Origin of the sequence: Pseudarthrobacter sp. CCNWLW207, assembly GCF_037203945.1 — a bacterium.
In the GTDB taxonomy this organism is placed as follows: domain Bacteria; phylum Actinomycetota; class Actinomycetes; order Actinomycetales; family Micrococcaceae; genus Arthrobacter.
The window spans coordinates 38,495-56,909 of the sequence record NZ_JBBCBS010000003.1; the positions used below are offsets into that span (position 1 = coordinate 38,495).

The window sequence follows — 18,415 nt, forward strand, 5'->3', positions numbered from 1 at the left end:
TAACGCACGACGGCGGACGCCGCCTGTTCGCTTCGTCACACCGGTTTCGCCGGCAGGCCCCGGCGGCATGACGCCGGCTCCCTGGCGAGCCTTTCAGGCCCGGATTTACGCGCTTTTTCGTGCATCCGGTGGCGTCTGGCCGCCGATTTGTTGGTGGCGAAATCTTCCGGTAGAGTATTTACTCGTTGCCCCCCTAGCTCAGTGGTAGAGCGCGTTCTTGGTAAGAACGAGGTCACCGGATCGATTCCGGTGGGGGGCTCTGGATGAGGGCCTGTGTCAAGGCGGTTTTGACCGGCTTGGCGCAGGTTTTTCTCATTCGTGGCGGTGTAGCTCAGTTGGTTAGAGCGCACGACTCATAATCGTGAGGTCGGGAGATCGAGCCTCCCCACCGCTACAGGCTAAGCCCCCGGAATCCCCGAGATTCCGGGGGTTTTTCTGTCTCCCGGCAGGGCGCCATGCCGGCCGCGGTGAGAGGCCGTGACAACCGCGGCTTTTCGCCGTAGCTTTGCAGCACTTGGGGAGGGGGATATCAGTGGACTTCTTTGAAACAATCATGGTTCCGTTCAATTGGTTTGTCTCCGCCACCATGGTTGGACTCCACGACGCCCTGACCTCTCTCGGCATGCCTGCGGTGAGCGGTTGGACGTGGACTTTGTCCATCGTTGGCCTCGTGCTGATTATCCGTGCCGCTCTGATTCCCGTGTTCCTGCGGCAGGTCAGCGCCCAGCGCCGGCTGCGGCTCCTGCAGCCGGAACTGAAGAAGCTGCAGGACAAGTACAGGGGCAAGACCGATCAACTGTCCCGGCAGGCGATGGCGCAGGAGCAGATGGCCCTCTACAAGGAACATGGGACCAACCCCTTCTCCGCTTGCCTGCCGATGCTCATCCAGGTGCCCTTCTTCTTCGCGCTCTTCCAAGTACTCGCCGGCATCCCAGCAGCGGCCCGGGAGGCCAAAGGCATCGGAGCAATGAACCCTGAGCAGGTGTTGCAGTTCGGCGAGTCGAGCATTCTCGGGGCACCGCTCTCAGCGTCAGTGCTTCATGTCAGCGGCGACCCGGCGGCGGTCACGGCACTCACTCTTGTGATGATCCTGGCTATGACTGCCTCACAGGTCATCGCCCAGAGAAGGGCCCTGGCCAGGAACATGCCTGACGAGACCACGGACAATCCCCTCGTGCGCCAGCAGAAGATGATCCTCTATGTCCTGCCGCTTGTTTTCGCCGTGGGTGGCATCTTCTTTCCGATCGGCGTGCTGATCTACTGGACCACCACCAATCTCTGGACCATGGCGCAACAGTTTTTCATCAAATGAGGGGTGAGCTCTCGGCGCTTAGGCCGGGGCTTAGCGCCGAGAGCTCACCCCTCACCGCAGCGGGCGGCGCCGCATCAGGCCAGCGCCTACCCAAGTGATGCCGCCAGGCGCAGAATGGGCGAATGGGCCAGCTCATCTATTCCTCAATTGCATCTTTGGACGGCTACGTCGCAGACCGCCAGGGCAACTTCGACTGGAGCGCCCCGGACGAGGAAGTCCATGCCTTCATCAACGATCTCGAACGTGAAGTCGGCACCTACCTGTTCGGGCGCCGCATGTACGAGGTCATGTCAGCCTGGGAGGGTATGGGCGGCGCCGAGGATCCGCCGGTGATCCAGGATTATGCACGGATCTGGCGGGCGGCAGACAAGGTTGTCTACTCCACATCGCTGGCAACGGTTGACACAGCCCGTACCAGGATCGAGACCACGTTCAGCCCCGACGGGGTCCGGGAGCTGAAGGCCGGGACGGACGGCAGGCTGGGGATCGGAGGAGCCACGCTGGCCGCTGCCGCGCTCAACGCCGGACTGGTGGACGAATGCCAGGTCTTCCTCAACCCAGTGGTTGTGGGCGGCGGCAAGCGGTTCCTGCCGGACGGGCTGAACCTGCGGCTGGAACTCCTTGAAGAGCGTAGGTTCGGAAACGGCGTGGTCTACCTCCGCTACCGCACGTTGCCCTGAGGTGTTGCCGGCTCAAGAGAGGGCAGAATGGGGGCATGACCCGCATCGCAATCATTGGTGGCCACGGCAAAGTGGCCCTCCGCCTGTCCGCTCTGCTTACGGAAGAGGGGCACAGCGTCACCTCGATCATCCGCAACCCCGATCACGCGCCTGACGTGGCGGCAACGGGGGCAACGCCGTCGGTCCTGGATGTTGAAAGTTCGACGACGGCGGCGATCGCCGAGTGCCTCGCCGGCCATGACGCCGTGGTCTGGTCAGCCGGGGCGGGCGGCGGAAATCCCGAGCGGACTTACGCTGTGGACCGGGATGCGGCCATCCGGTCCATGGACGCTGCGGCGGAGGCCGGCGTCGAACGGTATGTGATGGTGTCCTACCTGGGCGCGGGTCCGGACCACGGCGTCCCGGCGGAAAACAGCTTCTTCGCCTACGCAGAAGCGAAGGCGGCGGCGGACGAGTACTTGCGGGGAACCGGGCTGGCCTGGACCATCCTTGGCCCCGGCACGCTAACGGACAAGCCGGGGACGGGGCGGATCGACGTCAACCCCTCAGCGTCGGGCGGCAGGGAAACCTCGCGCAGCAATACTGCCAGTGTGGCCGCTGCCGTGTTGGACCTGCCTGAAACCGCGGGGCGGACCATCGAATTCCGCGACGGCACGCTGCCCATTGCTGCCGCGCTGGAGCCGCAGGCCTAGCTTGTAGCCGTGGCTGACGCTGGTGGCAGGTGGGGTGAGGCACGCGCCATAAGCTTCAGGTCCAGGGTGTTCTTCTCCACGTAATCGAGGGCGCACCGTACAGCGCCCACGGTGACGATCGAATCGCCCAGCGGGGAGACCGCCAGGCGTGGGGGAGTGGCGGTGTACTGTTTCAGGCGTTCGGCGATCGGGTCGAGCAGCACTCCTGCGGACTTGGCTACGGCGCCGCCAATGACCACCAGTTCGGGGTTGATGATCGTGGCCACGGCCCCGATCACCCGGGCCATCCTGTCGGCCAGTCGTTCGAGGATCTTCAGGGCCACGGCATCGCCTTCGGCGGCGGCAGCGAAAACGTGCGCAGCTTCTGCACCGTCGGCGGCATGTTTGCGAAGCGAAGTTTCAGCATTCCCGGCGAGGGCGTCGGTTGCCCATTCCCTGGCCAGGAAGGCGATGCCGAATGTGTTTCCCACTCCCTCCACCATGTCCAGGAAGGCGAGCTCGCCGGCGCCTCCGCCGCGGCCATGCACCAGCCGCCCGCCGTCGATCACCCCGGAGCCGAAGCGCTCACTGGCGAGGATGACCACTACGTCGTCGACGCCGGCCGCGGCGCCCCGCCAGCGGTCGCCGAGGGCGGCAAGGTTTGCATCGTTCTCGAGCAGTACGGTCCATCCCCGCCGGTCCCGCAGCGCAGCCTTCAGGCCGACGTCGAACAGTCCCCAAAAGTGCTGTGTCACCAGCACGTCGCCGTTGCGGTCCACCGGGGCCGCAATACCGGCACAGACGGCAAGGACTGATTCGGGGGAGGCGCCAACGCTGTGCAGCGCCAGCATGGCGGCGCGGTCGATCACCGAGATTCGCTCTTCGGCCGAAATTTCCGCTTCCGCGAACGGCTGGCTGGCCCTGCCAAGCGCCTTCCCGCGGAGGTCGGACACCACCACCGTTGCCTTCCGGATGCCTACGTCCATGCCCAGGACATAGCCGGCGCGTTCGTTGAGTTCGAACCGCCGTGCCGGCCGGCCCTTCTGGTAGCCGCCAAACGCCCGCTGGTTCTCCAGCTCCCGGATCCAGCCCCGTTCCATGAGGTCCTCACACACCGAAATGGCCGTGGCGCGCGTGAGTCCGGTGGCTTCCATGACGTCCGTGACCGTTACGGCTTCTGAGGCGCGCAGGTAATCCAGGACTGCTCCAGCGCTCACGCGCCGCAGCAGTTGGGGCGTTGCCGCGGAGATTTCCGACATGGTGTTGACCTCTCTGTGCTTTCCACCACATAATACTTGAGGAACTAAATTTAGATTCCAAATAAATAGCTGGAACCAGTCGGTCCGGACGGCCGCCGACCACTGGCATCTCTCCCAGCCCTCCACTTTCGCCTTTTGCAAAGGAGCAACTGTGAACTGCATCCCGAAGCACTGCCCGCCCTCGCCCCGGCCCCGCCGCAACGCCGCGTCAGCCGCCGCCCTGTGAACACCACCGTGCCCGCATCACTGCTGAGCAGACGTTCCCTTCTCCGTGCCGCCGGCCTTGCCGGGGCTGCCGCCATCTTTCCCCTGACCGGCTGCGCCGCCAGCGCCAGCCAGCAGAACGGCGTCACCACCCTGCGTTTTATGCAGAACAAGCCCGAGGTGGTGGACTACTTCAACCAGGTGATCAAGGACTTCGAAGCGCTGAACCCGGACATCCGTGTGATCCAGGACTTCAACGAAGGCAACTTCGTCCCCGGCCTGGTGCGGAACGATCCGCCCGACGTCGTGACCCGCGGTTTCGCGCAGGCCACCGCTGACTTCGTCAAGAAGGGCATCTTCGCCGACCTCGCCGACCTCCCCGCAGCCTCCACCATCAACCCGGAGATGCAGGAACTCATCAGCTCCTGGGGCCGGTACAAAGGCAACGAGACCAGCGCCCTGCCGTTCTCCGTTGCTGCCGCCGGAGTTATCTACAACCGGGACATCTTCGAGGCCCACGGCGTGGCCGTCCCCATCACCTGGGACGAATTCGTGGCCGCCTGCGAGACTTTCAAAGCGGCCGGCGTCGCCCCGATTTACGGGACCTTCAAGGACCCCTGGACCCTTGCGCAGGGCATGTTCGACTACGTAGCCGGCGGCTCACTGGACGTTGCCGAATTCTTCACGAAACTCAATGCCACTGGCGCCAATATCAGCACGGCCGCCCCGGAATCATTCACCAACAACTTCGGCCCTGCTATGCCCAAAATGCTGCAGCTGGCGTCCTACTCCCAGGGTGGCGCCGCCAGCAAGAACTACGCCGACGGCAATGCTGCGTTCGCCAAGGGACAAGCAGCCATGTACCTGCAGGGTCCGTGGGCCCTGTCCCAGCTGGTGGCCGCCAATCCTTCGATCCGGCTGGGCACGTTTCCGCTGCCCGTCACCAACAACCCGCAGGAGAACAAGGCACGGGTCAACGTGGATATGGCGCTGTCCATTACGCGGAACACCCCGAACATGGCAGCGGCGCAGCGGTTCGTCGCGTACTTGCTGGAGCCGGACGTGGTGAACACCTACAACGAGAAGAACGCCGCCTTCTCCCCGCTCAAGGACGCCCCGGCAGTGACGAATCCGCAGATCAGCGGACTCAACGACTCCATCAGGGAAGCCCGCTATTTCCAGGGCGCCGTCACGTACTTCCCGCCCTCAGTGCCGGTAAACAACTACATTCAGTCGTTTGTCTACAACAAGAACGGCGACCAGTTCCTCTCCGCGCTTGACGACGAATGGCGCCGTGTCGCCGAACGGACAGCGGTCTGATGCCCACCCCGATCCCAGGAGCCACCGTGACCACAACTTCCCTGGCGGCCGAGGCAGCCCCGTCCCCGCGCACCGACTCAGCCTCAGCCGAAGCGCCAACCGTCCGGACCAAACGCCGGATCGACCCCACCTACTACTGGATGGTGGTGCCGGTCCTGGCACTGTTCGCCTTCTTCATCACCCTCCCGGCACTGGTGGGCGTGTTCTTCAGCCTGACCAACTACGCCGGCTACGGAGACTGGAAGTTCATCGGGCTGGCCAACTACGTCAACATCTTCAAGGACCCTGCTGTCCTGCAGTCGTACATCTTCACGTTCGTCTTTGCCCTGACCACCACCGTGGTGGTGAACGTCGTGGCACTGGCCATCGCCCTTGGCCTGAACGCCAAGATCAAGTGGCGCACCGGCATCCGCACCGTGTTCTTCATCCCCATGGTGCTCTCCGCCCTGATCGTGTCCTTTGTGTTCAACTACCTGTTCTCGAACACCCTTCCGGTCCTGGCGGAGCGTTTCGGCGTCACGCCGCTGGCCACAAGCATCCTCGCCAACGAAAACCTCGCCTGGCTGGCCATCGTGCTGGTCACCGTGTGGCAGGCGGCGCCCGGGGCTACCATCATCTACCTCGCCGGCCTCCAGAGCGTACCTTCGGAAGTCTATGAAGCCGCTGACCTGGACGGGGCTGGCAGCTTCCGCCAGTTCCTTAGCCTCACGCTGCCCCTTATCCTCGGTTACCTGGTGATCAATGTGATCCTCGGCTTCAAGGGTTTCCTGGGCACGTACGAGATCATCGTGGGCCTTACCGGCGGCGGCCCAGGCATGGCGACGCAGTCAGTGGCCATGCGCATCTTCTCCGGCTTCACGGGCGGCGACTACTCCTACCAGATGGCCAATGCCGTCATCTACTTCCTGATCACCTTGCTGATCTCCGTCATCCAGCTGCGCCTCATCCAGCGCCGGGGGGTATCTCTCTAATGACTTCATCAACTCTGACCCGCTCCGCGCCCACCGCAACGAAGGCAACGGTCCGCAGGAACCGCCGGTCGGCCCGCGAAGGCTTCAAAGTCAACTGGTGGCTCACTGCCCTCATGCTGGTGGCCTCCGTGACGGTCCTGCTGCCGCTGTACTTCACGGTGGCCATGGCCCTGAAGTCGCCGGACCAGATCGGCACGGGTACCGGCCTTGCCTGGCCCAACCCGATGAACTGGGAAAACTTCGCCGCCGCGTACGTGGCCACCAACTTCCCGCGGGCCTTTATGTCCACGGCCTTCGTCACCGTCCTCAGCGTGCTGGGCTCGCTGGCCTGCAGCTCGCTGGTGGCCTACGCGATCGCACGGAACTGGAACCACCGGTTCTTCCGGGGCTCCTTTGTGTACTTGCTCTCGGCCATGTTCATCCCGTTCCCGGTCATCATCCTGCCCCTGATCAAGCAGACGGCCCTCCTTGGCCTGGACAACCCAGCCGGTGTCGTTTTCCTGCACGTGCTGGGCGGAATCTCGTTCAACGCGCTGCTCTACATCGCCTTCGTCCGTTCCATTCCCGTGGAGTTGGAAGAATCGGCGCGCATGGACGGCGCCACCACCTGGCAGGTGTTCCGCAAGATCATCTTCCCGTTGCTGGCACCCATGAACGCCACCGTGGGCATCTTCGCCTTCCTGGGTTCGTGGAACGACTTCCTGCTGCCGCAGATGATGATCGCCGATCCGGCGCTGCAGACGCTCCCCGTGGTCCAGATGCTCTTCCAGGGCGAATTCAACACCAACTACAGCCTCGCATTCGCGTCCTACCTGATGGCCATGGCCCCCACCCTGGTGGTTTACATCCTGGCCCAACGGTGGGTACTGTCCGGAGTAATGCGCGGGGCCGTGAAATAGCCAGACCAATAAAGCCAGCCACCAAGAACAACCCAAACAAGAGAAAAGGATCATCCTTTGTCCACCACTGCCACTCTGGCAACCCTGTCCGATTCCGACCGCCTGGCCGATCCCAACTGGTGGCGCCAGGCCGCGGTCTACCAGATCTACCCGCGCAGCTTCGCCGATTCCAACGGCGACGGCCTGGGTGACATCAAGGGCATCACGGCCAAGGTCCCGTACCTCAATCAACTGGGGATCGACGCCGTGTGGCTCAGCCCGTTCTACCCGTCGGCCCTGGCGGACGGCGGCTACGACGTGGACGACTACCGCGACGTGGACCCCAAGCTGGGCACCCTGGCGGACTTCGACGAGATGGCCAAGGCGCTGCACGCCGCGGGCATCAAGCTGATCGCCGACATCGTCCCGAACCACTCCTCGAACCGGCACGAATGGTTCAAGGAGGCGCTCGCCTCGCCGAAGGGTTCCGCTGCCCGCGACCGCTACATCTTCCGCGACGGCAAGGGCCCCAACGGCGAGTTCCCGCCGTCGGACTGGGATTCCGTCTTCGGCGGACCGGCCTGGGAACGCATCACCGAACCCGACGGAAGCCCCGGCCAGTGGTACATGCACATCTTCGCCAAGGAGCAGCCGGACCTGAACTGGTCCAGCCGCGAGGTCCGCGACGACTTCCTCAAGACCCTGCGCTTCTGGTCAGACCGCGGCGTGGACGGCTTCCGCGTGGACGTGGCGCACGCCCTCACCAAAGACCTCACCGAACCGCTGCTCTCCAAGCTGGAACTGAGCGCGGCCAACACAGGCACGGACGGGTTCGACGACGGCTCGCACCCCTTCTGGGACCGCGACGACGTACACGACATCTACGTCGAGTGGCGCGAGGTGTTCAACGAATACAACCCGCCGCGCACCGCCGTGGCTGAAGCCTGGGTGCACGCTACCCGCCGCGCCCGCTACGCCAGCCCGGAAGGCCTGGGCCAGGCCTTCAACTTCGACCTGCTCCAGGCCGACTTCAACGCCGAGGACTTCCGCGAAATCATTACGCACAACCTGGCTGAAGCCGCCGCCACCGGCGCGTCGTCCACCTGGGTTTTCTCCAACCACGACGTCGTACGGCACGCCACGCGCTACGGCCTGCCGAAGGCGTCCGCGGGCAAGAAGCACGCCAAGGGCCAGGACGGTAAGGACTGGCTGCTGGCCGGCGGCCCCAAGGAAGAGCTTGACGTGGAGCTCGGTGAGCGCCGCGCCCGCGCCGCCACCCTGCTGATGCTGGCGGTCCCCGGATCCGCCTACCTCTACCAGGGCGAGGAACTTGGCCTGCAGGAAGTGGCGGAAATTCCCGACGCCGAACGCCAGGATCCCTCTTTCTTCCGGAACAAGGGTGTTGAGGTAGGCCGTGACGGCTGCCGCGTGCCGCTTCCCTGGAAGGTTGAAGGAACCTCCTTCGGCTTTGGCGACGGTGGATCACACCTGCCGCAGCCGGACTGGTTCAGCAAGTACGCGGTGGAGGCGCAGGACGGCACCGAGAACTCCACCCTGGAGCTGTACCGCACGGCCCTGAAGCTCCGCCGCGAACTCCAGGCTGCGGAGGAACTGGAGTGGGTGGAGACCGGCAACCCCGAGGTCCTGCACTTCCGTCGGCCCGGCGGCTGGCAGTCCGTCACCAACTTCGGGGACACCGCCGTCGAACTCCCTGCAGGAACTGTCCTGGTCAGCAGCTCGCCGCTGGAGAACGGCAAGCTGGGCGCCAACAGCACCGCCTGGCTGCGCTGACATAACCCCAACCACAGGTGGCGGGGCCCGGCCGGGCCCCGCCACCTGTGCGTTTGCCGCGCCCCGTGAAAGAGTGAAGCAATGACTGAACACACCGTTCCATCGTCCGCGCAGGAACTCATCTATGGATGCATGGGCCTGGGCGGCAGTTGGTCCGACGAACCCCATGGGTCTGTTCATGTGGACGAGGCCGCTGCCGCCGTCGACGCAGCCCTTGCTGCCGGGATCACATTGTTCGACCACGCCGATATTTACCGCCGCGGGAAGTCCGAAGCCGTGTTCGGTGACGTCCTGGCGGCGACACCCGGCTTGCGTGAACGGATCCGGCTGCAGACCAAGTGCGGGATCCGGCTCAGCGAACGCGGGCTGCCCGGGCATTATGACCTCAGCAGGGAATCCATCCTGGAGAGGGTAGGCGCCAGCCTGAAGAGGCTGCGGACGGACTTCGTGGACGTGCTCCTGCTGCACCGCCCCGATCCGCTGACGGACCTTGCAGAGGTGGCTGCCGCCGTCGGGCAGTTGCTGGCCGAAGGCAAGGTGCGTGCGCTTGGCGTGTCCAACATGTCCGGCGCGCAGATCCAGGCGTTGGAAGACCGGCTGGAAGTCCCCGTGGTGGCTAACCAGCTGGAGATGAGCCTGCTGAAGCGCGCCTGGTTGGAGAGTACCGTCCTGGTGAACCACGCGGAGCACCTGGACTACAGCTTCCCGCACGGGACGTTGGAGTACTGCACCAGAAGAGGCATCACCCTGCAGGCCTATGGTGCGCTGGCCCGCGGGCTGTACACCGGGGCGGGCCCGGAGGACCCCACAACGGCCGAGGCAGCCACCGCGGAGCTCGTGGGGGAGCTGGCACGGGAGCACAACACCACGGGGGAGGCGGTCCTGTTGGGCTGGCTCATGAAGCACCCAGCCGGGATCGCGCCTGTGATAGGCACCGTGAATCCGTCAAGGATCGCCGCCTGCGCGGACGCTGCCCGGGTTGCCGAAGCCATGACCCGCGCCGAGTGGTACGGGCTGTGGGTCACGGCGCGGGGCAGCAGCCTCCCCTAACCCAACTAGGTAGCAGCAGATGTCGTTTTGAGCCCCCAAAACGACATCAAGTGCTACCTAGTTGCTCCGGGCGCCAGTCATATCCGGTTTAGTTCGTATTGATCCTCACATGCCGGCCGTTTTCTGCGGCGAGCCGGTGGCCGGGCGGATACGGTAGATACATGACGTCTACCACCGCCACCGAGACCGTACGGCCTGAACGGCATATCCCCGCAGAGATCGCCCGTTCGTGGCTTCTCGTCAATGCCATGAAAACGGAACTCTTTGACCAATCGGCCATCTCGCGTGCCGACTCCATCATCCTCGACATCGAAGATGCCGTGGACCCGTCGCAGAAGGACCGCGCCCGTGGCCACGTGGTGGACTGGCTCTCCGGCGGCGGTAAGGCATGGGTCCGAATCAACGATGCCACCAGCCCGTTCTGGGCCGACGACCTCGCAGGCCTGCGCGGCACCCCGGGGCTCCTCGGCGTTATGCTCGCAAAGACCGAATCCGCGGACCAGGTCACCGAAAGCTTCCACCGGATGGACGGCAAGACGCCGGTCATTCCGCTGGTGGAATCCGCCCTGGGCATCGAGGAAGCCAACAACATCGCCAAGGCACAGGGCGCTTTCCGCCTCGCCTTCGGCTCCGGCGATTTCCGCCGCGACACCGGCATGGCAGCTACCCAGGAAGCCATGGCCTACCCCCGCGCCAAGCTGGTCGTCGCCAGCCGCGTCGGTAACCTGCCCGGTCCCATCGACGGACCCACCGTGGGCACCAACCACCCCATCCTGCGCGAGCAGACCGCCGTCACCGTCATGATGGGCATGACAGGCAAGCTCTGCCTCGCGATCGACCAGACCGCCATCATCAACGAGGTCATCAGCCCCACGCCGTCGGACGTCGCCTGGGCCACGGACTTCATGTCCGACTTCGAGGCCAACGGCCGGGTCATCCGGGACGGCTCGGACCTGCCCCGCCTGGGCCGCGCCGAGAAGATCATGAAGCTCGCGGTAGCCTTCGGCGTGCAGCCGGCGCTCTAGCCACACCAGTCCATTACAGGAGACCCGTGACCGATACCCGCTATCTGGTGCACGGGGTCTTTTGGGACGGGGAACCGGCTCCCCAACACGAGCACGACGGCGGCACCCCGGTTCTGCGCCTCCAGCCGCCTACCGGCGCCTTCAGGGAAGTCAGCCTCCACCCGGGTGCCAGGCTGGGCTTCCACGTGACCGCCGGCGGCAGGTACTGCCTGGGGCACTACAAGGTCCACTCGGAGTCCCGCCGGGACCACGTGCCGTGCCCGGCCGGCGCTCCTGCGGCCAGGGGCAAGCAATGCGAACGGTGCTTTGTGCTGGACGACTCCCGGCTCATCCATGACTTCCACCGTGGCGGCCGCGTCCCGGCGGGACTTCGGACCTATCTCATGCAGCAGCACTGGCTCTACGTCGCCACCTTCGCCGGCGGGACCAGCAAAGTGGGAACAGCGTCCCACCTGCGGAAATGGAACCGGCTCGCGGAGCAGGGCGCCGTGGTGGCCAGATACGTGGCCAGGGCACAGGACGGGCGGGTCGTAAGGATCCTCGAGGACCGGGTATCGGCAGAAGCCGGACTTACCCAGCAGGTCCGTTCCGCGGCCAAGGAGGAGGCCCTCGTGCAGCCCCTGCCAGTGCCCCGCGTGGATGCCATCAACGCCCGACACGCGGCCGCGGTCCGCACTCTGCTGGCCGGCGTCGCCGTCGAGGGTTTCAGCATTGTGGAGGAACAATGGGTGCGGCCGGCGCAGGCAGCCGGCCTCTGCGCATCCACCGCCCGGCACGCCTACCCGCACGCGCTCGACGACGGCCGGCACGGCTTCGGTATCGCGGCGCTCAGCGGTACGAACGCCCTGGCCCGGCTGGACGGAACGGACGCTGCCTTCGTGGTGAACCTTGGCCGGCTGGCCGCCCGGACCATCGTCCTGGGGGACTTCGCCTCGGACGTGCCTGCCGTGCAGGAATCGTTGTTCTAAGCGTGCTCGGTAGACTTGGACGGTGCTGAACGAATTCTGGAACACCGCGCCCACCGCCTACAAGGTCATGGTCTTCACCGCTATGGGGCTGATCGGCGTCGGAATCGTCCTGAACCTGATCGGCAACACGTCCGGAAACCAGGGCCTGGCCACCGCCTCCCTGCCGCTGATTGGGATCGGCCTCCTGTTGCATGTCGCCGGGATCGTGGTCCGGGGCCAGGCGATCCGGAAGAACTATAAGCGGTAGGCCGCGTTCCTGCGCACGTGGTCGCGGGCATGCGCCACTGCCGACGGGAGGTCTTCGAACAGGTGCTTGTGGTGCCGGAGCGAACGGATCACTCCAACATTGGTCACCAGGGCCAGATGGTCAGGCCGGACCCCCTTGAGCAAAACCGTGACGCCGCGCAGTTCCAAAGCAGAAATGACTTCCACGAGGGCGTGGGCGCCGGTGGCGTCGAGCATCCGCAGCTGGGAGAGCCTGACGATGGCCACCTGGGTGTCCTTCACCTGGCTGATCTCCTGGAGGATGCGTTCAGCGGCGCCGAAGAACATGGCGCCATCCAACCGGAAGATGGCAATATGCTCATCACCGTCGGTTGGTGGCCCTGAAATCTCCTCGCGCTGCACACTGCTCAGCGATGCGAACTTCCGCAGGGTGAAGAGCGCAGCCGCGGCCAGGCCTATCTGGATCGCAACGATCAGGTCGAAAGCCACAGTGACGGTAGCCGTGAGCACAAAGACCGCCGCGTCCGGTCGCGTGGAGCGCAGGATTGCGGCAACGGTTCGCCGGGACACCATCCGCGCCGCGGTAACCATCAGGACCCCGCCCAGGGCTGCCAGCGGGATGCGGCTGACCATCCCGGACGCCAGGTAAACAATGCCCAACAGCACCACGGCGTGGACCGCAGCGGCCATCCGGGTTTTGGCTCCTGCCCTCACATTGACGGCAGTTCGTGCGATGGCTCCGGTAGCCGGCATGCCGCCGAACAGTCCCGCGGCGATGGAAGACAGGCCCTGGCCCGTAAGCTCCCGGTCCGGGCTATAGGCACCGCTTGGTGCGCCGTCCGGCCCCGTCATGCCTGCGGCCACCCGGGCGGAGAGCAGGGATTCGATCGAGGCCAGGACCGCGATTGCCACGGCCGGCATGGCCAGGCTGCCCAGCGAGGCCGGATCAAAGCCAGGGAACGCGGGTGAGGGCAGGGAGTGCGGCAAGGGACCGATCCGCGGGATGTCCAACTGCAGGAGTTCGGCCGCCGTGGTCGCCAGGAGCACCGCGAGCAGGCTCGCCGGAAGGGCCCGGAACAGCTTCTGCACCAGGATCATCACGACGGCGACACCCGCCACAAGCGCGAGTGTCAGCAGGACAGTGGGCGCCACTGCCCCGGACGCCGCCTCGATCGCGGCCAGCAGGGTGTTGTGGCCAGGGATGCCGGATGTACCGGTGGCCAGCGGAACCTGCTGGAGGAAGATGATGGCGGCAATGCCCAGCGTGAAGCCTTCCACTACGGGCCATGGGATGAACGCCACGGCCCGCCCCAGGCCGCTGACTCCCAGTATGCAGACCAACAGTCCCGCCATAAGGGACAGCAGGGCCACGCTGCCGGTGCCATGGACGGCCACCACCGGGGCGAGGACCACGACCATGGCGCCGGTGGGCCCTGACACCTGGACCGGGGATCCACCCATGACGGCAGCCACCAGCCCGGCCACGATCGCCGTGATGAGCCCGGCCTCGGCGCCAACCCCGGAGCTGACGCCGAACGCCAGCGCCAGCGGCAAAGCCACGATGCCCACGGTAATGCCCGCCAGCAGGTCCGCCCGCCAGAACTCCCGGATGCCGGTGTAGTCGGCCCGGGACGGCAGGAACCGGCTGAAGCCCCGGGAACCAAGGCGTAGGTGGTGGCTCACAGGGCGCTTCCCCCGGACAGGTGGCCATCCGGCAACTGCTGTGCCAGCCGGAGTTGTTCGTTGGAGTCAGCGAGGCTGTCGAGCAGGAACGTGCGGGCGACAGCAAGCAGCTTCGAAATTCCCGGGTGCGCAAGGCGGTACGTCACGGCGTTGGCGGACCGCGCCGACGTCACCACCTTGTGCTTGCGCAGCGTGGCCAGATGCTGGGAGAGATGGGAGGCCTCCAGGCCGGTCTCGGCAAGGAGGTAGCTCACTGCGGCTGTGTTCTCCGGAGCGGCGGCCAGCAGCTCCAGGATCCGGATCCGGGCCGGGTGGGCCAGTGCTTTGAACAGGTTGGCTTTGATCTCATAAAGCGGAGCCTGGGCGGGAGTCAGCATGGGAGGCTCCTTGTGTGGAGTAGCCGGCAATCCAAGGGACGAGGAACCGCAGCGACTTGATGGAATGATGAATCCATCATATCAGGGCGTCGCAAGACCCCGCCGACTGCCGGGCAGCGATAGGCTTGAACGCATGACTATCAATCCGGACCTGCAGGGCCGCAGCTACCCTGCCGCAGAGGTATACGACGTCGGCCGCGAGAAAATCCGCGAGTTCGCCCGCGCCGTCAAAGCCACGCATCCAGCCCACTTCGACGTCGACGCAGCCAAGGCCCTGGGCCACACCGATCTGGTGGCCCCGCCGACGTTCGCGATCATCATCGCCCAGCGGGCCGACGCGCAGCTGATCGAGGATCCGGAGTCAGGGATTGATTTTTCCCGGGTGGTCCACGCCGACCAGCGCTTCACCCACCATCGCCCCATCTTCGCCGGCGACCAATTGGTGGCGGAACTGCACGTTGACGGCGTCCGTGCCATGGGTGGCGGTGCCATGATCACCACCCGCCAGGAAATCTTCGCCCTCGCCGCAGACGAATCGCGTGAAAGCGTTGCCACCACCACCTCATCCATCCTCGTCCGCGGAGAGGGACAATAACCATGAGCCCCACCTTCAACGAACTTACGGCTGGCCAGGAAATCGGCAGCCGCACGGTCGAGGTCACCCGCACGGACCTGGTCAAGTACGCCGGCGCGTCCGGCGACTTCAACCCCATCCACTGGAACGAAGCGTTCGCCACCGGTGTGGAACTTCCCGGCGTCATCGCGCACGGCATGTTCACGATGGGTGCCGCGGTCCAGTTGGTGACTGACTGGGCAGGGGACCCCGCCGCCGTCGTCGACTTCCAGACCCGCTTCACCAAGCCGGTCCTGGTCGCGGACACCACTGGCACCGCTGAGCCCGGGGCCACCATCGAGGTCAGTGGCGCCATTGGAAAGCTCGACGCCGATGCCGGCACCGCCCGCGTTGACCTCACCGTGGTCTCGGCTGGCCAGAAGGTACTGATGAAGGCCCAGGCCGTGGTCAGGCTCTCCTGAACCCCAAGGAGCCTCTGACCGCCACAACAACTGCCGCCGCGGAGGTCACCGCCTGGCGCAACGCCGTCGTTGTGGCCTACGCGGCCAGCGGCCTGGCTTTCGCGTCCTGGGTGTCGCGGCTTCCGGCAATCCGGGACGGACTCGACCTGACCCCAGGCAACATTGGCCTGCTCCTGCTGTGCATGACGCTGGGATCCTTCGTTTCGGTCTCCGCGTCCGGCCTGATTGTGCTCCGGCTCGGTTCCAAGCGGACCATCCGGACCGGCAGCATCATGGTGGGCTGTGGGCTGGTGATCGCAGGATTCGGGACGTCGGTGCTTGCCACCCCTGTCGCTGTGGCTGTGGGCCTGGCCATCATCGGCCTGGGCACCGCCAGTTGGAACACCGCCTCCAACGTTGAAGGGGCCGCGGTGGAACGTGCCGTGGGCCGGCACATCATGCCCCGGCTCCACGGTGCCTTCAGCCTGGGCACCGTGGCCGGTGCCGGACTCGGAGCCTGGGCTGCTGCCGCCTCGCTCCCGGTGTTCTGGCACCTGGCGGCGGCCGGCGTCGTGGTGGCTGTTTCGGTGACGACGGCGGCGGGATGGTTCCGCGCGGACGTTACCCCCGTGGCGGGGCAGCGGGCATATGTACCCGATAACTTCGAGGATCCGTCCACGGGGCCGATCCCGATCATCACGCCCGGTGGGACTCAGGCCGAGTCCGCCGAAGCCCCGTTGGACAACAAGCGCAGGATCGCCCAGGCCTGGCGGGACCGGCGCACCCTTCTCCTGGGCGTGATGGTCCTGGGACTGGCACTTGCCGAGGGCGCCGCGGGCGACTGGGTTGCCCTGGCCCTCGCGGACGGCCACGGCCAGACGGACGCCGCCGGCGCCGCAGGCTATGGTCTCTTCGTTACTTTCATGACCGTTGGGCGGTTCGCCGGGACCCTGGTCCTGGACCGCTTTGGCCGCGTCCCGGTGATGCGCTGGTGCGCGGCGCTGGCCGTATTTGGACTCGGGCTGTTTGTGTTCGCCCCGGTCCCATGGATTGCCTTTGTCGCCCTGGCCATCTGGGGGCTCGGCGCATCGCTGGGCTTCCCGGTGGGCATGTCCGCCGCCGCTGACGACCCCGCCAAGGCAGCCGCCCGGGTCTCGGTCGTTTCCACCATCGGCTACGGCGCGTTCCTGTGCGGGCCGCCGCTGCTGGGCCTGCTCGCCGAGCACGTGGGCATCCTGCACTCGCTGCTGGCCGTGATGGTCATGCTGGTGGTGAGCTTCCTGCTCTCCCCGGTGGCCGGCAAAGTTCCGTAGGCATCGCCTGCGTTAGGGTTGATGGGTGACCCAGACAATGCTCTCCGCCCTGACCACGGCCGCCGTCGGAGGTCCCGCCGGCAAATTTGTTCAGGCCCGGACCGAGGCCGAGATCATCGACGCCGTCCGGACGGCAGACGCCGCCGGGGAGCAGGTCCTCATCATCGGGGGCGGCTCCAACCTCCTGATTTCCGACGACGGGTTCCCCGGAACCGTGGTCAGGATCGCTTCGGAGGGTTTCACCGTGAACGCCGAAGACTCCTGCGGCGGCGTCGCTGTGGTGGTGCAGGCCGGCCACAACTGGGACGCCCTCGTGGAACACGCTGTGCTGCACGCCTGGTCCGGGATCGAAGCCCTCGCCGGGATTCCCGGTGCCACCGGTGCCACGCCTGTCCAGAACGTGGGGGCCTATGGCTCGGACGTTTCACAGACCATCGCCGCCGTGCGGACCTGGGACCGGACCCGGAACGCTGTGCAGACGTTCACCAACTCGGAACTGAAGTTCGGGTACCGCGATTCAATCCTCAAGCAGACCACCGTGGACGGGTCGCCCCGCTACGTGGTGCTGACGGTCGAGTTCCAGCTGCCGCTGGGCCGGATGAGCGCCCCTATCCGGTACGCCGAGCTTGCCCGTTCCCTGGGCGTGGAGCCCGGCAAACGTGCCTATTCCAACGATGTCCGCCGGGAGGTGCTCCGACTGCGCGCCTCCAAGGGCATGGTGCTGGACTCCGCAGACCGCGATACCTATTCCACCGGCTCGTTCTTTACCAACCCGATCGTCCCGGCGGACATGGCCGCACGGCTGCCCGATTCTGCGCCGCGGTACCCGGCCGGGTCCGACGGCCTGGTGAAATTGTCCGCGGCCTGGCTCATCGACCACGCGGGCTTTGGAAAAGGCTACGGGCTGGAGGAAGGCAGTGTGACCGGCGGACGGGCCTCGCTTTCCACCAAGCACACGCTGGCCATCACCAACCGCGGCTCCGCCAGCGCCGCGGACATGGTGGCCGTCGCACGCGAGGTGCGGGCCGGCGTCGTCGAACGCTTTGGCATTGAGCTGCACCCCGAACCGCTGCTTATCGGTCTGTCGCTTTAGCCCCGGCCGCCCGCGCAGCGGCGTCGCGCTGGCCAGCTTCACTGTCAGCGAGCCGGACGTTCGCCGCCATGCCGAGCACGGCTGTGGCCCAGCCGGTCAGGGCGAGGTAGGGGCCCATAAACAGCCAGATCAGGAGCCCTGGGAGCGACGGGTTTCCACCGCCGGCAAGGATGCAGGTCACGAGGCCGGTGACCGCAACGGCGTGGGACAGGATCCAGAGGACCTTCCCGCTCAGGGGGTGCTGCTTCCAGTCGCGGAGAATGCGGAGGGTACTGTGGCCCACGCGAATACCGGGAAACAGGACGGCGTAGCCGCCACCGAGGCTGAACGCCAAGGAGGACAGCAGCAGCGAAAGTTCTGATTCCCCGTGTGCCAGGAACCCGGTGACTGCAGGCAGTCCCACCGCCACACCGGCGAGGACCGAAACGGTCCCTCCCACCATCCATCCTTTTGTTTCGCGCGCGAACAACTGCCACAAACTCCCCAAAGTCATGGTTCTACCCTAGCGGCCACGCCATAGGGGCGAGGACCATTGCTGCCCCACCTGGCGGCCCAGGCCCAGGTTTTCAACCATGTTGGGG

The 18,415-nt window shown here is 65.8% G+C and carries 18 protein-coding genes, 2 tRNA genes and 1 pseudogene; 17 read left to right on the forward strand and 4 right to left on the reverse strand.

Translation table 11 applies throughout. The features are described from left to right. Positions 1–187 precede the first annotated feature (187 nt). The 5 genes and pseudogenes from V9L17_RS05845 (at position 188) to V9L17_RS05865 (ending at position 2,684) form a co-directional block, all read left to right on the forward strand. Positions 188–259: transfer RNA gene (locus tag V9L17_RS05845), tRNA-Thr, on the forward strand. A 61-nt stretch (positions 260–320) separates the two neighbouring features. Continuing rightward, positions 321–394, forward strand: a tRNA-Met gene (locus V9L17_RS05850). A gap of 138 nt (positions 395–532) precedes the next feature. Beyond that, positions 533–1,306: pseudogene (yidC, locus tag V9L17_RS05855) on the forward strand (membrane protein insertase YidC); the annotation flags it as partial. Positions 1,307–1,434: 128 nt separating this feature from the next. Beyond that, complete coding sequence (locus V9L17_RS05860) at positions 1,435–1,992, forward strand: dihydrofolate reductase family protein (RefSeq protein ID WP_337350809.1); 558 nt, start codon at positions 1,435–1,437, stop codon at positions 1,990–1,992. A gap of 35 nt (positions 1,993–2,027) precedes the next feature. Beyond that, a complete protein-coding gene (locus V9L17_RS05865; RefSeq protein ID WP_337350810.1) occupies positions 2,028–2,684 on the forward strand; it encodes an SDR family oxidoreductase in 657 nt (218 codons plus the stop codon). On the opposite strand, the gene V9L17_RS05870 is transcribed toward V9L17_RS05865, so the two are convergent. Beyond that, positions 2,681–3,922 carry an ROK family transcriptional regulator gene (locus tag V9L17_RS05870; protein WP_337350811.1) on the reverse strand — a complete coding sequence of 414 codons (1,242 nt, stop codon included), beginning with the start codon at positions 3,920–3,922 and terminating at the stop codon, positions 2,681–2,683. The genes V9L17_RS05865 and V9L17_RS05870 overlap by 4 nt on opposite strands. Positions 3,923–4,144: 222 nt before the next feature. On the opposite strand from V9L17_RS05870, the gene V9L17_RS05875 reads away from it, so the two are divergent. The 8 genes from V9L17_RS05875 (at position 4,145) to V9L17_RS05910 (ending at position 12,376) form a co-directional block, all read left to right on the forward strand. Next, positions 4,145–5,446, forward strand: a complete 1,302-nt coding sequence (locus tag V9L17_RS05875) for an ABC transporter substrate-binding protein (RefSeq protein ID WP_337350812.1) — start codon at positions 4,145–4,147, stop codon at positions 5,444–5,446. A 26-nt stretch (positions 5,447–5,472) separates the two neighbouring features. Continuing rightward, the gene (locus V9L17_RS05880) at positions 5,473–6,417 is read left to right on the forward strand and encodes a carbohydrate ABC transporter permease (RefSeq protein WP_337350813.1); all 945 of its coding nucleotides are present in this window, start codon (positions 5,473–5,475) and stop codon (positions 6,415–6,417) included. Continuing rightward, positions 6,417–7,316, forward strand: coding sequence for a carbohydrate ABC transporter permease (locus V9L17_RS05885; protein ID WP_337350814.1), 900 nt, complete (start codon positions 6,417–6,419; stop codon positions 7,314–7,316). Before V9L17_RS05880 ends, V9L17_RS05885 begins: the two co-directional genes overlap by 1 nt. A 57-nt stretch (positions 7,317–7,373) precedes the next feature. Beyond that, the gene (locus tag V9L17_RS05890; protein ID WP_337350815.1) at positions 7,374–9,086 is read left to right on the forward strand and encodes a glycoside hydrolase family 13 protein; all 1,713 of its coding nucleotides are present in this window, start codon (positions 7,374–7,376) and stop codon (positions 9,084–9,086) included. 81 nt (positions 9,087–9,167) lie between these two features. Then, positions 9,168–10,136 (forward strand): aldo/keto reductase, encoded by a 969-nt coding sequence (locus V9L17_RS05895; RefSeq protein WP_337350816.1) that lies wholly within the window; start codon positions 9,168–9,170, stop codon positions 10,134–10,136. A 161-nt stretch (positions 10,137–10,297) separates the two neighbouring features. Continuing rightward, positions 10,298–11,161 carry an HpcH/HpaI aldolase/citrate lyase family protein gene (locus V9L17_RS05900; protein ID WP_337350817.1) on the forward strand — a complete coding sequence of 288 codons (864 nt, stop codon included), beginning with the start codon at positions 10,298–10,300 and terminating at the stop codon, positions 11,159–11,161. 26 nt (positions 11,162–11,187) lie between these two features. Further along, a complete protein-coding gene (locus tag V9L17_RS05905; RefSeq protein ID WP_337350818.1) occupies positions 11,188–12,129 on the forward strand; it encodes a DUF2797 domain-containing protein in 942 nt (313 codons plus the stop codon). Positions 12,130–12,151: 22 nt separating this feature from the next. Then, positions 12,152–12,376 carry a DUF3188 domain-containing protein gene (locus tag V9L17_RS05910; protein WP_337350819.1) on the forward strand — a complete coding sequence of 75 codons (225 nt, stop codon included), beginning with the start codon at positions 12,152–12,154 and terminating at the stop codon, positions 12,374–12,376. On the opposite strand, the gene V9L17_RS05915 is transcribed toward V9L17_RS05910, so the two are convergent. Beyond that, positions 12,364–14,037, reverse strand: coding sequence for a SulP family inorganic anion transporter (locus V9L17_RS05915; protein ID WP_337350820.1), 1,674 nt, complete (start codon positions 14,035–14,037; stop codon positions 12,364–12,366). The two genes, V9L17_RS05910 and V9L17_RS05915, sit on opposite strands and share 13 nt — an antisense overlap. Further along, the gene (locus tag V9L17_RS05920) at positions 14,034–14,414 is read right to left on the reverse strand and encodes an ArsR/SmtB family transcription factor (RefSeq protein WP_337346822.1); all 381 of its coding nucleotides are present in this window, start codon (positions 14,412–14,414) and stop codon (positions 14,034–14,036) included. The genes V9L17_RS05915 and V9L17_RS05920 overlap by 4 nt, the downstream gene beginning before the upstream one ends. A 133-nt stretch (positions 14,415–14,547) precedes the next feature. On the opposite strand from V9L17_RS05920, the gene V9L17_RS05925 reads away from it, so the two are divergent. The 4 genes from V9L17_RS05925 (at position 14,548) to V9L17_RS05940 (ending at position 17,834) form a co-directional block, all read left to right on the forward strand. Next, on the forward strand, positions 14,548–15,009 hold the full coding sequence (locus V9L17_RS05925) for an FAS1-like dehydratase domain-containing protein (protein ID WP_337350821.1): 462 nt from the start codon (positions 14,548–14,550) through the stop codon (positions 15,007–15,009). A gap of 2 nt (positions 15,010–15,011) precedes the next feature. Continuing rightward, positions 15,012–15,449 (forward strand): MaoC family dehydratase, encoded by a 438-nt coding sequence (locus V9L17_RS05930; protein WP_337350822.1) that lies wholly within the window; start codon positions 15,012–15,014, stop codon positions 15,447–15,449. 71 nt (positions 15,450–15,520) lie between these two features. After that, a complete protein-coding gene (locus tag V9L17_RS05935; RefSeq protein WP_443198010.1) occupies positions 15,521–16,741 on the forward strand; it encodes an MFS transporter in 1,221 nt (406 codons plus the stop codon). A gap of 25 nt (positions 16,742–16,766) precedes the next feature. After that, positions 16,767–17,834, forward strand: coding sequence for a UDP-N-acetylmuramate dehydrogenase (locus V9L17_RS05940; RefSeq protein ID WP_337350823.1), 1,068 nt, complete (start codon positions 16,767–16,769; stop codon positions 17,832–17,834). On the opposite strand, the gene V9L17_RS05945 is transcribed toward V9L17_RS05940, so the two are convergent. After that, the gene (locus V9L17_RS05945) at positions 17,815–18,327 is read right to left on the reverse strand and encodes a hypothetical protein (protein ID WP_337350824.1); all 513 of its coding nucleotides are present in this window, start codon (positions 18,325–18,327) and stop codon (positions 17,815–17,817) included. The genes V9L17_RS05940 and V9L17_RS05945 overlap by 20 nt on opposite strands. Positions 18,328–18,415 lie beyond the last annotated feature (88 nt).

What these genes read in the sequence shown, in the direction of transcription:
- V9L17_RS05930 (WP_337350822.1), top strand. Translation starts at nt 15,012, where the DNA reads ATGAGCCCCACCTTCAACGAACTTACGGCTGGCCAGGAAATCGGCAGC.
- V9L17_RS05860 (WP_337350809.1), top strand. Translation starts at nt 1,435, where the DNA reads ATGGGCCAGCTCATCTATTCCTCAATTGCATCTTTGGACGGCTACGTC.
- V9L17_RS05920 (WP_337346822.1), bottom strand. Translation starts at nt 14,414, where the DNA reads ATGCTGACTCCCGCCCAGGCTCCGCTTTATGAGATCAAAGCCAACCTG.
- V9L17_RS05895 (WP_337350816.1), top strand. Translation starts at nt 9,168, where the DNA reads ATGACTGAACACACCGTTCCATCGTCCGCGCAGGAACTCATCTATGGA.
- V9L17_RS05925 (WP_337350821.1), top strand. Translation starts at nt 14,548, where the DNA reads ATGACTATCAATCCGGACCTGCAGGGCCGCAGCTACCCTGCCGCAGAG.
- V9L17_RS05945 (WP_337350824.1), bottom strand. Translation starts at nt 18,327, where the DNA reads ATGACTTTGGGGAGTTTGTGGCAGTTGTTCGCGCGCGAAACAAAAGGA.
- V9L17_RS05865 (WP_337350810.1), top strand. Translation starts at nt 2,028, where the DNA reads ATGACCCGCATCGCAATCATTGGTGGCCACGGCAAAGTGGCCCTCCGC.
- V9L17_RS05900 (WP_337350817.1), top strand. Translation starts at nt 10,298, where the DNA reads ATGACGTCTACCACCGCCACCGAGACCGTACGGCCTGAACGGCATATC.
- V9L17_RS05870 (WP_337350811.1), bottom strand. Translation starts at nt 3,922, where the DNA reads ATGTCGGAAATCTCCGCGGCAACGCCCCAACTGCTGCGGCGCGTGAGC.
- V9L17_RS05885 (WP_337350814.1), top strand. Translation starts at nt 6,417, where the DNA reads ATGACTTCATCAACTCTGACCCGCTCCGCGCCCACCGCAACGAAGGCA.